The following is a 16721-nucleotide window of genomic DNA, read 5'->3' as shown; positions in this document are numbered from 1 at the left end:
ACGGATTTAATATTTTAAAAGTAATTAGACTTATTAATTCTGAACTTTAAATACAATAGGTAACGTATAACTTACTCCAACGTTTTTATCGCGCTGTTTTCCCGGAGTCATATCTGGGATTTTATTGATGACACGCTGTGCTTCTTTTTCCAATTCAGGATGCGTGCCTCGAACTTTAACATCGGTTACATGGCCTGTTTTATCAATTTTAAACTGTGTACGAATAACTTGCTTTCCAGACAAACCTAAATCCTCACCAACACCGGTATTAAACTTTTTTTGAATGAGTTTGGTTAATTTTTCAGACATGCATTGACGCCTTTCGTCATTTGTTTTTTTCTTTTCACAACCTGGATAGATGGGTACTTGCTCTACAAATGCAATTGGAACGGGCACTTCCTCTGGTACAGGAATAACATCAATATCTCCAGGGTCAATCGGTGGGTTTAAATTATCTGAAGGTTTTTCAATTGGATCATCTTTAAAAAGATTATCGGGTGTATCATTTGGCACTTCTTCAAACTCATGAGATTTAGTTTGTTTCTGTTTAACAGGCTCTTCCATAGTTGGCTTTACCGTTTTAATAATTGGAATATCAACATAAGTTGGTTCTTCAAAATCGGGCAAGTTACCATAAGTGGAGATGGTCGTTTCAAATTTCATTTCAAACAAGCCATAGGCTCCCAGCAAACACACAATCAATCCAATTTGAAAATAAATGATGGAGTTTTTTTGTAAATTTGCCTCATGCTTTTGTGATTTTTTCACAGTTAGCTCATTTTGCCGAATGAGTTCGTGAGTTTCTTTTTGATTATTCATTTGTTAATGTTTTATATCAAACTAAGGTCAAATGCAATTCGCAAAACAAAATTTATTGTTTCCAGGAATATAAACACAATTTTGTTTATGCTCATTTCATAATTATTATAGTTTAAATGTTAATATTATGATAAAATCACAATAAGCATACCAAAAAAGAAATCCCGTTGCAGTAAGTGTAACGGGATTTTATATACCTCATTCAAAGCCTTGGCATAACAGTTTTAACCTCTCCAAAAGGAAATTAAAATAAAAAAACCCCGAAGTGAACTTCGAGGTTTTAAATAATTATAAATGCTTTATGGTTTTAATTAATCTTGTACTTGGAAAATAATTGGTAAAGAATATGGAACGGTTACGGCTTTACCACGTTGTTTTCCTGGTTTCATTTTAGGCAATAAGTTAATTACTCTTGCCGCTTCTTTTTCTAAAGCAGGGTGCGGTGCTCTTGAGCGAATACCTGTAATATTACCCGATTTATCAATTTTAAAGATTACGTTAATACGCTGTCTTCCTGATAATCCTAAATCGCCTGCCAAATCTGTATTGAACTTCTTTTGTACAAACTTTGTAATTTTCTCAGACATACAAGCTTTCTTCGCTTCATTATTTCCGCTTTCGCATCCTGGGAAAACCGGTACGTTTTCAATAACTGCAAAAGGAACTTCGATATCCTCTTCAACCTCTTCAACCTCTACTTCTTCAACCTCAACAATTTCGGTTTCTTGGTCGGCTTCTGTTGATTCAATCACCGTTTCCTCTACCTCTTCTTCATCCTCTACAACCTCAATAACTTCTGGAGCTGCTGGTGGTGGCGGTGGTGGTGGCGGTGTTTGTAATTGTTCTGTTAACGGAATTTCTTCGTCATCAATATCATCTAAATTTAATTGTCCGATATCAATAGCTTCCTTATCATACGTTTTGTAATTAATCGCATAATTTGTTAAGAATAGCATTAAAGCTAAGCCAATTGCAAAATACAACGAACTGTTTCGCCCTACATTTGCCTTAGGATTTTTTTTAGGTTCCATAATTTAATTGTTTTTTGAAGATTGCTAAATTAACCATTTATTTGTCAAAAAAGCAAACGATTATTAATTTTTAATATGCATTTTTTTGTTAATTAACAGTATTGCTACCATAAATAACACGCCCAAAGTATTTGCTATGGCATCATAAACATCAGTATGTCTTGATGCTGTAGCGCTTCCTTGTAATACCTCAATTATTATACCAAATATTATTGAAAACAATGCCGCATAAAATATGGCCTTTCGTTTTTTGTATTTAAACTTAAAAAAAAAGGTGTTAAACCATAAATATGCCAACACACCGTATACTATAAAATGAAATATTTTATCGGCAAAATTAATACCAACATTTGGTAAGTTTTTAAGTGTTATTAAACTTACTGTTGCTAACCCTAGCGAGTAAAATACCGCAAGTACAAGTGCGTATTTTTTAAGCACCGATTAGTGCTTTATAATCGTCGGCAGACATAAGGCCTTCTGTTTGCGAAAGATCTGAGCATTTAAGCTTAATCATCCAACCGTCGCCATAAGGATCGCTATTTACTTTTTCCGGCTCGTCTTCCAATACTTCGTTAAAATCAATGATTTCACCAGATAAAGGCAAGAACAAATCGGATACGGTTTTTACAGCTTCAACGGTGCCAAAAACTTCTTCGGCATCGAGGGTTTCGTCAACGGTTTCAACCTCAACATATACGATGTCGCCCAATTCGCTTTGTGCAAAATCGGTAATGCCAATAGTAGCGATGTCGCCTTCAATACGAATCCACTCGTGGTCTTTGGTGTATTTTAATTCTGATGGAATATTCATTTAAAATAATTTTAGTTCGTTTATAGTTTCACAAATGTATTTATTCAGATGTTAATTTCAAATTAATTCCCGAAATTATACCTTAATGTAATACCGGAGCGAATAGTGGTTTGCGGAAATGCGGTTGAAATGGCATATTCAGAAAACGCATAATCAAAATAGAAAATACCTGTTAGGTTTTTGCTAAATGCGTAATCTGCCGAATATTTTAAGCCCCAAATGGTTTGCCCGCTGGTTACTTGATTGTTCTCTAAATCCAAATAACGGATGATGGTTTTGTTATCTCTTACCGATATATCCGCTTTCATATTCAAATCGCTTACAATACGCTTTTGGGGTCCTGCAAGTTGCGAACGAATACGCACGTCTTTTATACGATACCCCAACCCAATCACGTACTCGTTACCTTGAATTTCGGTAAGCAAGTTATTATCGAAGCTTAAGGACAACAATCTGTCTTTTTTAACTTCGGCAAGAATTTTTATGGAGTTTTTCATTTCGAAATCAATTCGAATTAACGGACTGAACAGCTCGGTTAAATTGATATTGCTAAATAAGGTGCCGTTTTTATAATTGCCCGATTGGTCCAAAGCCTCGGAGGGTTGACTTGCATAAACTGTTCCCGGAATTGGAGCTTCGTTGGCACTGGCATCCGTATTCAAATTTAAGTTGGTGCTAAACTGATTGATGGTATATGTTGAGCGATACCCATGTGTCACAGAGAAGCGTTTAAAGCGCTTTTTAAACCAATTAAACTTCATAAAACCGGTGTATTTTAAATCCCAGTTAGGAATGGGCACATCTCTAAAAGCACTGGTTTTAACCTTGTTGGCGTCTTGCCCGGAGTAAGCCGCTAAAAACGCGGGCAATAATACGGCTTGATTGTTTTTTCCGAAACCTAACGGATAGCCTTCTGCATCTCTGGCGTATGTTGAATTACCGTAAAATTTCTCGGCAAGCCTATCGGCAATTTTTAATCTATTCGCCCTAAAATCGTTAAAGGCATCCGATATTTTTTCATCGCTTTTCCCGAATGCGGTTTTAATTAATATGGCTGAAATATTAAAGTTTCCAAAGGTGTTTGGGGTTAAGGATTGGTACACGCCGTTTTCAACTTTATAATTTTCATTATAGTTTTCGTAATGCGCTCTGTTACCAACAATGTCTATTTTTAAATCGCTTACAGGCTCTAAATTCGCCGAAAAATCCAACTGCTTGGTATGGGTTTCGGTGTATTGTTGATTAAACTCCGGGAACACCGTTAACCATCCGTTTCTGGCGGCCAAATGCCTAATATCGCTTTGACTTCCAAATGTATAGCCCAATGTTGGCCTTAGCGTGCCAATAAACCCAGGCGTTTGAGTGTAACCCGGTAAAAAAGTACCATTGTTCTCGGAGTAATTAAATTGAATGCGTTTGATACTGGTTAAAATATCAACGCCTGCATTTAACAGTTTTGTAACCGATGTGTTTTTGCTTCTTACGGGTGTTGCATTTTGATTGGCTCCCGGTGGGCTCCCTTTTTGCGGTGTTCTGCTCCTAACCCTTCTCACTGGTTTTTTTACCAAACCAATATAGTTATACAACTTTTTCATATCTAAAGTTGAATTGATATTATGGGTGTTTGCGTTTTGAATGGAGTTAACATCGCCGCCTAAAACCTCGCCGTACAAATCGGAACCTTTTTGCCACTGAAAATTTCCATTGTATTGATAAGTTGCTTTTAAAAAACTGAATGTCGGGATTTTATGTATGGGCAATTCGTAGGTAATTCCTAAATCCTGGGTTTGCCTGTTGGGGTCTCCAAAATCCAAAAATCCATCCCAAACATCAAGTGTTGGGTCTTGCTCGCCGTTTACAATATTGTCTTTAAAATAATTACGGACAATATTATTGTTTGCCGCCGTAAAATTTAAGCTTAATGCCTTGGTTAAATTATAGTTGATGGTGTATTGAAAATCGAAAGTGTAATTTCTTCTAAACAACTCTTCAATACCAATGTTGCCAGCGCCTAAATCGATATCCCTAAATTTTTGTCGGTTGAATTGACGATTGATATCCGTATTAACCGTAAAACTGGTAGGTAATACATTGAAGTTGAAATCTTTTAGGATTTTCCAATATTTACTTTTGAATAACGAATCGTTCTTTTTAAAAGGTTCAACCGTAATCGGGTTAAAATTAAAGGCATAATTAGCCCCAACCCTAACCGTTTTATTGACTGAGTTTTCAATTTCGAAATCGCGATGCTCTAATTTATTATACGAATAGTTAAGCGTTAAATTTTCAACATCGTAAAAACGCGGTTTGGAGTCGCCCGTTCTTATTTTTCTAACGCCAATAAAATTGATGCTTTGGCGTCTGGTGTAATCTTCAGATTGTTCTTTTATTTTGTCACGTTCAGCGTTATCGTCAGCTGCGTCCAATCGGGACTCCAAAGTTAAATCTTTATAAAACTGATCGTATTTCGGGGTCACCAACTCTTCGCTTTGCGCATAATTAAATGGTACTTGAATGCCCCATTTTTTTGGCAATAACTGCCCAACGTTTACATTGGTTACCACATCGTATTGCTTTACATCTTCTAAACTTCGCTGGCTGGGACCTTGCTCAATCGTACCAAAACCAGAGGTGCTTTGTCTGCCCGTGGCGCTAATATTTGCAAAGTCTGCAAAATTGGTATCCATACTTAAAACGGCTGCCCAACCGCCTTCGTTATCTAAATCGGACAAACGCAATTCGTTAAACCAAACTTCGGCACAAACATCATCTCGATTGGTCGCATTTTTAACCCCAACCATCAGTGTTCTCACATCGCCGAAATTAGGATTTCCTTTTATGGCGATACGGTGTTGGCCGGCTACATAATTGGAATATTGGTCACCCGTAATTGGGATTGCTTCGCCGTTAATAACATCGTAAAATGTAGGGTCTAAATTGGTTAACGTCCCATCTGATATGCCCATGGATTTAATTTGCCCTAAAACATCAATGGATAAATTAATTTCATTTTCTTCCGGCCACAACCCTTCTCTTGTTGTGGATGTTGAAACCTGCAATGGCATTTCTATTTGATAAAAATTATCGGTTAAATCGTTACCAATACGAATGAAACCAACCAATTCATCATTGGACAAAGCATTCCCAGTTTCGCCCGATTCGGCATGCATAAACATGCGTAAACGTTTGTATTGACGCATGTCGATACTTATGTTTTTATAAACTGCCTTAGCATCTTCCGACTCCAAATTACACACATTAACCACTAACGATTGTTCGTTTTGCTGAATAACCGTATTGTTATTAAACAATTCCTCAGGATCAATTCCGGGAGGTCTTTTGTAGCTTCCCTCGTTTTCAAGAGTTCCGATAACACCTACTGAAAAATCGGTTTGAGGGTCGTCTGGGGTGGGGTCGTTTTTATCTAAAGCTTGCGTGTAGCGTCTCCAATCGCTTCGTACCAAATCTAAAGTTCCGAAACGGAATACCGTATTTTCTGAAAATTCTTTAAGATACATACGTGCAAAACGCACCGATCTTAAATCGTTAATACCTCCAACAGAATTTACATGACTGCCTTGAACCGGAATCCTGAACTGATACCAACGCACGTTTTTTGTATCGCCATTAGGGAGCAATCTTGGTCTGTTTTTAAAATCCCTTAAAAATTCCTTTAAAGGATTGCCGCTTGGAATGTTATTAAAATCAGCCTCCGATTCTGGTAAATTCTGGCGTGTAATATCCAACTCGTATTCAAAATAGCTATTAATCGTATTCATGGTGTTATCACGATTAATGTCTTCGGTATCGGGTTGTGTATTGGCGGCTCTAACGGTATCTGAAAACGTATCGGGTGTATTGCCCTCAACACCATTGTATTTTTTATAACGTGCAAAAATATCGCCTTCGGCATCTAAAAAATAGCTGTAGTTATCGTTTGCTGGGTCTTCCAATCCTGCAAAGTCCGGGAACTTAACGCTTTCGTCTGCATCGCTTAAACCATCATACCCAACATCTTGAAGAATTCTATCTTGCCCTGTTGTATCAAACGCATAAACCAAGGATTGATTTGCCGGTGTTTGCCCCCAAGAAGTCTCTGTGGTAAAGGCATTGTTTGAAGAATCCGGCAATCCGTTTTCGTATTGTTTTCTTCCGTCTGCCAAAACATCCTCAGAAATATTTCCTAAGTTAAACACCAATTTACCACCGGGATTTGTTGGGTTTTCCTGAAACGGATCTTGCAACCAAAACTCAATATATTCCACATTGGCCTGTTCCAAATCTGTTGATGTTAATGCTCGGGTAATACCAGCCCAACTTTGTTGCGGATTGGGAAGCGTATTGCCATTTGCCGCTGGATTAAAGTTGTACGGCCCTCTTTCGGAAGGATAGTACGCCAAATCCAAAGTGAAAAGCACCGAATTTTGACCTTGCACCAAATCCCTTTCGGGGAACAGTTCGTTTATAAAAACACGACTTGTGAATAAGTCTGAGACATCATCATCTGAAATATCATCGGGTCGTCTGCTGCTGTAAAAAATTGGGTCGATGGTGTACCAGTTTAACATGGCGCGTTGGTAACCATTTTGAAGGTTTGTTGGGCTGTTTGGGTCTGTAACTTCGGTATAGCCCAAACTGGGGTCAAAAGGCGTACTTGACAAATACCACGATTGCTGTGATTTTAAATCGATGCTGCCTTGCGAGCCTTCAAAATCATCAACATACGATGTGGCTTCCCCATTAAGGTTCGTGCCTTTTGGGGCGCCTGGAGCCAAATATGCAAACTCACCGCGTAACGATAAATTAGATTCTACATCGGTATCTATATTTGGCAGTTTATTTACCAAACGTGTGAAAAACGGCACTTTGGTTGAATAGTTTCCATTAAATCCGAAGATAGTATTGTTTATAGGCTCGGAGCCGTAATTTGCTTTTTGGGTAATTGGGCGCTCGTTTAGGTTTAAAAGCGTACCGCCCAACACAAAGTTTTCGTTGAATTTATGCTCGACATTGATGCCCGTAAATCGTTTTGTTTGCTGCCCAAAAACCGCGTTGTTTTCAGCGGACACATTAATTGGTGTATTGGATGCTTTTAACGCTTCGTCTAAAATCTCAACGCGTGCTGAAGCATAATCCACCACATAATCGACGCCTTCAACTAAAACACGACCACCAGCTGTAACCGTAACAGAACCTCTTGCCGCGCCAAAAGGAATGGGGATACCGCCACCGCCAACAGATTTATAGCGTCCTTTTAATTTGAATTTATTTTTTTCAACTTCTTCCAAAGCTGCCGTTTTGGTGCTTTTATACAACACATCGTAAACGTATTTTGTTTGATTCTCGTTGTACGTTGCATCATTATCGTAATCTTCACTGGCATTTAAAGACAGTTTATCAAAAAGATATTCTCCAAATGGTTCTGCCCTTGGGAATATTATTTTTCCGGTTTGTGGCAACACGGTTATGTTTGGAACAAAGTCGAAAAAACCATCGCCTTTGGTTTGCGGGTCGTTATTAAAATTTAATTTATCCAAACTGAAAACCCTGAGCAAAGGGGTTTCATTTAAAGGATCTTCATTTGGCCCCGGGGTTGGAAAAGGTGTAGTTCCAACAGATGTAATAAAATTTAAGGGCGATGCTTCGTTGTAAAAAATATTCAACTTAAAATCGTCCTGACTTAAATTATACGCCCCCGTATCGTAAATGTTTTTCATCATCAGCTTCCAAATAGGCTGATTCACATTGGTGATACTGCTTTTTAACAGTTTTAAAATTAAGTTTTTGTTGGTAACGCCAGTTACTTGTCCCGAATTATCTGTGGTCACATCGGTTGCATCAATCCCATCATTTGCAAACTCCCCCACTTGGTACACTTGCCCGCCAATGGTATACTGAAAGGCGACTGCCAAAACCTCGTCATTATTCAATCGTTGGTTTAACGAAATATAGCCTAAATCCTTATTGAAGGTATACTCTTGATTGCTGATTAATTTACGGGCGTTTTCCAGTTTGGCATAATCAAATCCTTCGTTTACATTAGAAACCAAAATACCCGATTGTACGGTTGCCACATCTCTAACCGCTTCGGTTAGCACACCAGACGTTCCTATTGCTGTTGGGTCGAAATCGTTATTTCCGTTGTCGGGAACAGCACCCAAACCGGCATTTACAAAGCCTGCTGGCGGTGTTTGTAAGCCTATTAAATCGGTTTCTCCTAAATCTTGAAGCGCGACAATATTTCTAACATTATCGGTTCGGTTGCTTCTATTGGTTACCCAAACTTCAAGTCGTGTAATTTGAAGTCCTTTGTTATTTATATACGGATAGGTTTCAAGGGAAGCATCATAAGTATCTCTAAAATATTGTGCTAAAAAGAAGTGTCGGTTTTCGTCGTAATCCCTTATAAATAATTCGAATTCTTCAAGTGTTCCGCCACCTTGTGCGACGACATTATTGGACTGCGATTTCTGCTCGGAAAACACACCGGTAACCGTAGTTTTACCAAACTGTAATTGCGCCTTTACACCAAACAGACTTTGCGCCCCCGTAATCAACGAGCTGTTTAAGGGCATGCTTACATTACCAACTTCTATTTTTTGAATGATATCATCTTCGGTTGGGGTGTATTCTAATTTAATAATATCTTGAAAATCGTAACTCGCCTGTGTATCGTAATTGGCGGTTACCTGCAACCGTGTACCCACTTTACCCATTAAACTTAAGCTGATGCGCTGGTCGAAATCAAAAGTGAAATTACTTCTGTTTTTAGGTGAAAATGACGGATTGTTTTGTTTTGAAAACAGCACGCCTAAATCCATTTCTACTGAACCTTGCGGAATAACGCTTATGGTATCGCTACCGAAAATGGAGGTGAAAAAATCGGACTTCACATAAAACTCGGGAATTAAGTTTTTTTGTCCGTCTTTTGTGCCCGCTTTTTTGCCATCAAAAGCATCAATTTTTTCTTTGTAATAGGCTTTTAAATTTTCTTTTGCCACCAAAGCATAATACTCTTTTGGCGTTAAAATAACGGGGTATTTTATATTGTAAGTCCCAATTTTTTCGGTATAAATGTAACGGTTGGTTACGGGATCGTAGGTGTATTTAGACTCGACACTATTGGGGTTTGGCGCTTTAATTTTTCCTAAACTAAATCCTGTTTTTACAGAATCTTGTGCGGGCTCTTGAGACCAAACAGATAGCGTAAACAAAAGCACAAAAACTATAAGAAAGTAATGTTTAATCGATTTATAAAAATTCAGGTTAGTTATATTCAAAATCTGTTATAAATTTTTTAACGCTTGTTTTATAATGGTTTCAACATTGGCATCGGGTTGTGTCATTATAATTTTATCCACAACGCGTTCAGCCTGCTTTTTTACAAAACCAAGAACCTCTAAAGCAGATAACGCTTCATCTTTATTGGTATTGTCTTTTGAAACAGAAACTTCGTCAATATCATAAATCTTTAAAATTTTATCTTTTAAATCTATAATAACACGCTGTGCCGTTTTTGCACCAATACCCTTAATGGATTGAATTAACGCCACATCGCCAACCGCAATACCTTCTCTTACCTGCTTTGGCGTTAATGAGGATAGCATGGTACGGGCAATACTAGACCCAATACCGCTAACAGAAATAAGCAACCTGAAAATTTCGCGTTCGGCCAATGAAGAAAATCCGTAAAGCGTATGCGAGTCTTCTTTTACTTGAAGATGGGTGTATAGTTTTAAATGGTCGCCATCTGGAATTTGAGAATAGGTGTGTAATGAAATATTAAGCATATAACCTACTCCGTTACAATCAATAACAACACTTGTTGGGTTTTTTTCGGTGAGTTTTCCTTGAATATGTGTTATCATTTATCCCTTTTCGTTAATCAACCAAATGTAATAAAATTATTTGCATTAAACGGACTTAGAATTCGCCTTTTCCTGTTCCCATTTTTCTTTATGTTGCGCATCGATTACCGCGATGGCCGTCATGTTTACAATTTCGTCAACATTTGCTCCTAGCTGAAGGATATGTACGGGTTTGCGCATGCCCATCATAATGGGGCCAATAGATTGCGCATCATTCAACTCTTTTAATAATTTATAAGTGATGTTTGCTGAATCTAAATTCGGAAAAATAAGGGTGTTTACTTTTTTATCTGCTAGTTTGGAAAAAGGAAACTTTTCGCGCAGCATCTCGTTGTTTAGCGCAAAATCGGTTTGCAGTTCGCCATCAACCACCATATCTGGAAAATGCCTATGTAAATACGACACCGCCTCTCTTACTTTTGAAGCATTAATATGATCTGAAGACCCGAAATTGGAATACGAGGTCATTGCCATAACTGGATTCATACCAAACATTTTAACCACTTGCGAGGTCATTTGTGCTATTTTGGTTAAATCTTTGGCGCTAGGGTCGATGTTAATGGAGGTGTCACTTAAAAAAAGCGGCCCTCTTTTTGTCATCATCACATTAGTAGTTGCAATTCTTGTAGCACCTTTCGCCATACCAATAAGCTCAAGCATAGGCTTTACTACGGTTGGATAATTTCTGGAATACCCAGAAATTAAAGCATCGGCATCGCCCTCGCTAACCATCATAGCCGCGAAATAGTTACGCTCGCGCATGAGTTTTTGAGCTGAGTAAAGCGTTACCCCTCTTCGTTTACGCTGTTGCCAATACACTTTGGCATATTTGTTTTTACGATCGGTTTCCTCATCTGCTTTTGGATCGATAATAGGTACATCGGCATCGAACTCTATCTCTTTCATTAAACGTTGAATGGCATCTTTTCTTCCCAATAAAATAGGGAATGCAATACCGTCTTCGTAGGCTATTTGCGCCGCTTTTAAAACCGCCAACTGGTCTGCTTCAGCAAAAACCACGCGTTTAGGGTCTAGTTTGGCTCTATTTAGCAGCAGCCTTACCAATTTGTTATCCGAACCTAAGCGTTCTCTAAGTACATCTTTATATTTTTCCCAATCGGTAATGGGCTCCATGGCAATACCGCTTTCCATAGCTGCCTTGGCTACTGCTGGTGGCACTTCGGCTATTAAACGTGGGTCAAAGGGTTTTGGAATGATGTAATCGGTCCCGAAAGTTAATCGGGTTTCGCCATAGGCAATATTAACCTGTTCCGGCACGGGCTCTTTAGCTAATCTTGCCAAAGCTTTAACCGCAGCCATTTTCATAGCTTCGTTAATTTTTGTAGCACGAACATCCAAGGCCCCTCTAAAAATAAACGGAAAACCAAGTACGTTATTAACTTGATTAGGATGGTCGCTTCGTCCGGTGGCCATAATAATATCTTTACGCGTTGCCACTGCGATATCGTATTTTATTTCGGGATGCGGATTGGCCATAGCAAATACAATAGGGTTATTTGCCATGCTTAAAAGCATGTCTGGCGTTACAATATCCGGCATGGACAAACCAATAAACACATCAGCATTTTGCATGGCTTCCTCAAGCGTATCTATGTTTTTGTGGGTAGCAAATTCTGCTTTTTCCTTTGACAGATTTTCACGGTTATCCCTAATAACGCCTTTGCTATCGAGCATGACCATGTTTTCACGTTTTGCACCAAAAGCTTGATATAACCTGGAACAAGAAATGGCCGCTGCTCCCGCACCACTTATTACAATGTTTACGTCTTCAATGTTCTTATTGGCAATTTCCAAAGCGTTAATTAACGCTGCTGCGGAAATAATTGCGGTACCGTGTTGGTCGTCGTGCATTACAGGAATATCCAATTCTTCCTTTAATCGACGCTCTATTTCAAAAGCTTCAGGCGCTTTTATATCTTCTAAATTAATGCCTCCAAAAGTGGGTGCAATCATCTTTACGGTTTGAATAAATTCGTCGACATTTTCGGTGTCAACTTCAATATCAAACACATCAATATCTGCAAATATTTTAAACAGTAAACCTTTCCCTTCCATAACGGGTTTAGAGGCTTCCGGTCCAATATTGCCCAAACCTAAAACAGCGGTTCCGTTTGATATTACAGCTACCAAATTTCCTTTAGCCGTGTATTTATAGGCATTGTTTTTATCCTTTTCAATTTCTAAACAAGGTTCGGCAACACCGGGTGAATAGGCCAGTGACAAATCTCTTTGGCTCGCATATTTCTTGGTTGGAACAACCTTAATTTTACCTGGAGTTGGTTTTGCGTGGTATATAAGGGCTTCTCTACGTTTACTTTCTTCGCTCATAAGGATTAGATATTTTTGATTTTCCGACTATGCGGGATAACAACCAACAAATATAACAATCCTATTTACGAAACGACTACTCTTTTAAAAAATTGATGTTTCTTTTTAATCCCGAAAACTTGGTACGTTTGACGGCAGATTTTTTAAATACCTTGCTAAACGTTTCTTGGGTTATCTCTTCCCAGTCTTTTTTTGTCATGGATAACAACTCGGGATGCGGATTGAACAAAGGCTCATTATGCGCTTTTGAAAAACGGTTCCACGGGCACACATCTTGACAGACATCGCAACCAAACATCCAATCGTCAAATTGTCCTTTAAATTCCGATGGGATATTTTCTTTGAGTTCAATGGTGAAATACGAAATACATTTGCTGCCATCAACCACATAAGGTTCGGTTATGGCCTCGGTTGGGCAGGCATCAATGCATGCAGTGCACGTTCCGCAATGGTCTGTGGTTACCGAATCGTATTCCAAATCCAAATCAATAATCAGTTCCGCTATAAAATAAAACGAGCCGACTTGTTGGGTTAATAAATTACTGTGTTTGCCAATCCATCCTAAACCAGATTTTGCAGCCCAGGCTTTATCGAGAACCGGAGCGGAATCTACAAAGGCCCTTCCGGAAACTTCGCCTATTTCATCTTGAATAAAATGTAATAGTGCTTTGAGTTTATCTTTTATAATAAAATGGTAATCGGTGCCATAAGCGTATTTGGATAGCTTATAAGAATCTTTATGTTGTAACTCCGACGGGTAATAATTTAACAATAACGACACCACACTTTTTGAGCCTTCCACAAGCTTTGTAGGGTCCAATCGTTTATCAAAATGGTTTTCCATGTATTGCATTTGCCCATGCATGTTGTTGTTTAACCAGTTTTCCAAACGCGGTGCTTCGTCTTCTAAAAAACCGGCTTTACTGATGCCGCATGACAAAAAACCGAGACGTTTGGCTTCAGTTTTAATAAGATTGGTATGCTGTGTTTTTGAATTTATCATGGTGCTTTTAATGAAAACTTCAATTTTACGTCTACGGGCTTCAAAGTTATCAAAGGATTTATTTTTATGGTGTTATTATCTGTTGAAATATGAAACTTATTTACGATGCTTTTTACGGCTAAAATCATTTCGTACATCGCAAAATTATTACCTATACAAAGCCTTGGGCCAGCGCCAAAAGGCATGTAATATTGCAGTATTTGTTTTCTGTTTTCTTCTAAAAAGCGTTCGGGTTTAAAACGCTCGGCATCATCCCAATAGTTTTTATTTCTATGTAGCTCGTAAATGGAAGCGCCAATTATCGTTCCTTTTTTTAAATGGTAGTTTTCCACCCTATCATCTTCAATATTTACCCTATCGGTTATCCACGCGGGCGGATATAAGCGCAAACTTTCTTCAATGCAACACTTGGTGTAATTTAGTTGCGCTATACTTTGTAAAGGCGTTACATTTTTGTGGTTTGCCTTATTGATTTCATCTTCAACCTTTTTTAATTCTTCCTTATTTTGTGCCAAAAGTTTTAATGTAAAGGTTAAGGCATTGGCGGTGGTTTCGTGCCCTGCAACAAACAAAATTAAAATCTCGTCGATGAGCTGTTGGTTTGTCATGGTCGTTCCGTCGTCGTATTGCGCGTGCAATAACATATCCAATAAATCGTCGTGCGTTTCATCCGATTGTCTTCTGTGATCGATAATTGTATTGATAATGCTTCTGCTTTCCTTTACCAATTTCATGTGATAATTAATATCTCCTTTTAAAAAATACCACATTTTCTTATAGGGCATTCGCAGTTCTTTTACAATAAACAATTGCAGCTTTTCAATAATGAATTGCAAGCGTTTCAAAGTCTGCTTTTCTGCTGAAAAATGAAACAGGGATTTGGCAACTACTTCGAACGCCAATTCATTCATCAAAGGATACAAATCGACAAAATCCCCGGCTTTAATGGTATTTACTTGTGTTTCAATAGTCGTATCGATGATTGAAACCAGATTTTGAATTTTCTCTTTATGGAATGCCGGCTGGATTAAACGGCGTTGTTTTAACCAATAATCGCCACTTGAGGTTAACAAGCCATAGCCCACATATTTTGATAAATACTTGGTTTGGATTTTTGATTTATGATAGGTTTTATGGTTTTTTTGAAGGATGTGTTTAACAACATGTATGTCTCGCGTTAACACAATATGCCCATAAAATGGTGATTTTACGGCAAAGGTATCTCCGGCTTCATTGAAACACTTATTGTGAAACGGAATGGGGTTTTTGGCTATGGAAGCCGACATGCGTAAAAACTTGCGAAACGGGATTTTATTTGGGTAGTTGTATTTCATTATCTATATGATGAGATTCTGAAATGATTTCAGAATGACGCAAGTGTTAAAAGTACTATTTTACTTAGTATTATAAAACAAAAAACCGAAGCATTTAACTTCGGTTTTAATCAATATCATTGACAATTTAGTTTGGTTCTATATTTTGATTAATATGAAAGAAATTATCAGGATCATATTTTGTTTTGATTTCTACGAGTCTATCATAGTTATCTTTATAAGATGACTTTATTCTTGCTTGCCCTTCTTCCATCATAAAGTTTACATAAGCACCGCCCATCGCATAAGGGGCTAAAGCATCAAAATAATCTTTGCACCAATTGGTGACTTTATCAGCTTTTGCTGGGTCAGGATCGACACCAACAATTACCTGTGCCCAACGCGCATCTCTATTTGCCCAGGCTGTTTCGTTATTAGAAACCTCGTGTACTGCACCATCGATGGGGTAAAAATGTGTTGTTGAATGCATGGTCGGGATTTTAGAACCAAATTCAATATTCTCATCTATCGATTCGTCTGTTAATTCCTTAATATAATGTGCGCGCCAATACCATTGCATTCCCGGTGGATACAAAGCATCGAACATGCCATTTAAAGCTGGCATTGGTATTTCTCCAACAAAGTCTAAAATTGGTGGGCCAAAATCTCGAATAGGTTTGAAAACCTCTTCAGCTTTTTCAATGGGTCCCGTGTAACTCCACACCACACCACAAACATTTTTATTCCATAGATCTTCTGGAAAAGGTTCAGCTGGAGGCACTATTAAAAAGGCAAAAAATCCATATAAATCATTTGATGCAGTTTTAGTGACGTTGTCATAAAATTTCATTGCTTTCTTTGCTTTTTCCAAAGGCCAAAACATAGGACCTGCATACACGTTTTTTATGGCTATTAAATTGAAGGTAAACGACACAACCACTCCAAAGTTTCCGCCGCCACCTCTTAAGGCCCAAAATAAATCGGGATGCGAATTTTTATTAGCGGTAACCACTTCGCCAGTAGCTAGAACAACCTCACACTCCAATAAATTATCAATAGAAAGTCCGCCCTTTCTGCTCAGATACCCTATGCCACCTCCTAAAGTTATACCACCAATTCCGGTGGTTCCAATAATACCGCTTGGTAATGCTAAACCGTATTCATGTGTTGCCGCATCAACATCGGCAAGTGTATTTCCAGATTGTATAACGGCGGTTTTTGACTGTGGATTTATATTTATGGCTTTCATTTCAGAAAGGTCTATTACCAAACCATCGTTAACCAAAGCGAGTCCAGCTCCGTTGTGTCCGCCACTTTTTATGGAAACTTCAATATTATGATCTCGAGCATAATTTACCGCATTAACAACATCTTGTTCGTTTTTGCATTTTACAATAACAGCCGGTTTTTTATCAATCATGGCGTTGTATATTGACCTTGCCTCATTATAATTTTCATCTTGTCGCACTATTAAACTCCCGTGAAGTTTATCTTTTAAATCGTTAATTGCCTGTTCCATTTGTTTAA

10 protein-coding genes are annotated in these 16721 nt (G+C 38.2%); all 10 read right to left on the bottom strand.

The window, feature by feature from the left end:
• Nucleotides 1-33: 33 nt before the first annotated feature.
• Nucleotides 34-819 carry an energy transducer TonB gene (locus ACN5J7_RS01785; RefSeq protein WP_418602419.1) on the bottom strand — a complete coding sequence of 262 codons (786 nt, stop codon included), beginning with the start codon at nt 817-819 and terminating at the stop codon, nt 34-36.
• A gap of 311 nt (nt 820-1130) precedes the next feature.
• Nucleotides 1131-1850 (bottom strand): energy transducer TonB, encoded by a 720-nt coding sequence (locus tag ACN5J7_RS01780; RefSeq protein WP_418602418.1) that lies wholly within the window; start codon nt 1848-1850, stop codon nt 1131-1133.
• A 63-nt stretch (nt 1851-1913) separates the two neighbouring features.
• Nucleotides 1914-2288 carry a VanZ family protein gene (locus ACN5J7_RS01775; protein WP_418602417.1) on the bottom strand — a complete coding sequence of 125 codons (375 nt, stop codon included), beginning with the start codon at nt 2286-2288 and terminating at the stop codon, nt 1914-1916.
• On the bottom strand, nt 2281-2661 hold the full coding sequence (gene gcvH / locus ACN5J7_RS01770; protein ID WP_418602416.1) for a glycine cleavage system protein GcvH: 381 nt from the start codon (nt 2659-2661) through the stop codon (nt 2281-2283). The genes ACN5J7_RS01775 and gcvH overlap by 8 nt, the downstream gene beginning before the upstream one ends.
• A 62-nt stretch (nt 2662-2723) precedes the next feature.
• A complete protein-coding gene (gene sprA, locus ACN5J7_RS01765; protein WP_418602415.1) occupies nt 2724-9941 on the bottom strand; it encodes a cell surface protein SprA in 7218 nt (2405 codons plus the stop codon).
• A gap of 6 nt (nt 9942-9947) precedes the next feature.
• A complete protein-coding gene (ruvA, locus tag ACN5J7_RS01760; RefSeq protein WP_311937228.1) occupies nt 9948-10529 on the bottom strand; it encodes a Holliday junction branch migration protein RuvA in 582 nt (193 codons plus the stop codon).
• A gap of 45 nt (nt 10530-10574) precedes the next feature.
• Nucleotides 10575-12878 (bottom strand): NADP-dependent malic enzyme, encoded by a 2304-nt coding sequence (locus ACN5J7_RS01755; RefSeq protein ID WP_311937226.1) that lies wholly within the window; start codon nt 12876-12878, stop codon nt 10575-10577.
• A gap of 76 nt (nt 12879-12954) precedes the next feature.
• Nucleotides 12955-13881 (bottom strand): tRNA epoxyqueuosine(34) reductase QueG, encoded by a 927-nt coding sequence (queG, locus tag ACN5J7_RS01750; protein WP_418602414.1) that lies wholly within the window; start codon nt 13879-13881, stop codon nt 12955-12957.
• Nucleotides 13878-15215: a cytochrome P450 gene (locus ACN5J7_RS01745; RefSeq protein WP_418602413.1), complete on the bottom strand. Its 1338-nt coding sequence runs from the start codon at nt 15213-15215 to the stop codon at nt 13878-13880. Before ACN5J7_RS01745 ends, queG begins: the two co-directional genes overlap by 4 nt.
• 127 nt (nt 15216-15342) lie before the next feature.
• A complete protein-coding gene (locus tag ACN5J7_RS01740) occupies nt 15343-16713 on the bottom strand; it encodes an FAD-binding oxidoreductase (protein WP_418602412.1) in 1371 nt (456 codons plus the stop codon).
• Between the last annotated feature and the right edge of the window lie 8 nt (nt 16714-16721).

Origin of the sequence: Hwangdonia sp. (assembly GCF_048381975.1) — a bacterium.
GTDB classification, from domain to species: Bacteria; Bacteroidota; Bacteroidia; order Flavobacteriales; family Flavobacteriaceae; genus Hwangdonia; species Hwangdonia seohaensis.
This window is presented reverse-complemented; position numbering and strand designations above follow the sequence as displayed.

Excerpts from the sequence above, each read along its gene's own strand:
- gcvH (WP_418602416.1), bottom strand. The coding sequence starts at position 2,661 with ATGAATATTCCATCAGAATTAAAATACACCAAAGACCACGAGTGGATT.
- queG (WP_418602414.1), bottom strand. The coding sequence starts at position 13,881 with ATGATAAATTCAAAAACACAGCATACCAATCTTATTAAAACTGAAGCC.
- ACN5J7_RS01740 (WP_418602412.1), bottom strand. The coding sequence starts at position 16,713 with ATGGAACAGGCAATTAACGATTTAAAAGATAAACTTCACGGGAGTTTA.
- ruvA (WP_311937228.1), bottom strand. The coding sequence starts at position 10,529 with ATGATAACACATATTCAAGGAAAACTCACCGAAAAAAACCCAACAAGT.
- ACN5J7_RS01755 (WP_311937226.1), bottom strand. The coding sequence starts at position 12,878 with ATGAGCGAAGAAAGTAAACGTAGAGAAGCCCTTATATACCACGCAAAA.
- ACN5J7_RS01745 (WP_418602413.1), bottom strand. The coding sequence starts at position 15,215 with ATGAAATACAACTACCCAAATAAAATCCCGTTTCGCAAGTTTTTACGC.
- ACN5J7_RS01785 (WP_418602419.1), bottom strand. The coding sequence starts at position 819 with ATGAATAATCAAAAAGAAACTCACGAACTCATTCGGCAAAATGAGCTA.
- ACN5J7_RS01780 (WP_418602418.1), bottom strand. The coding sequence starts at position 1,850 with ATGGAACCTAAAAAAAATCCTAAGGCAAATGTAGGGCGAAACAGTTCG.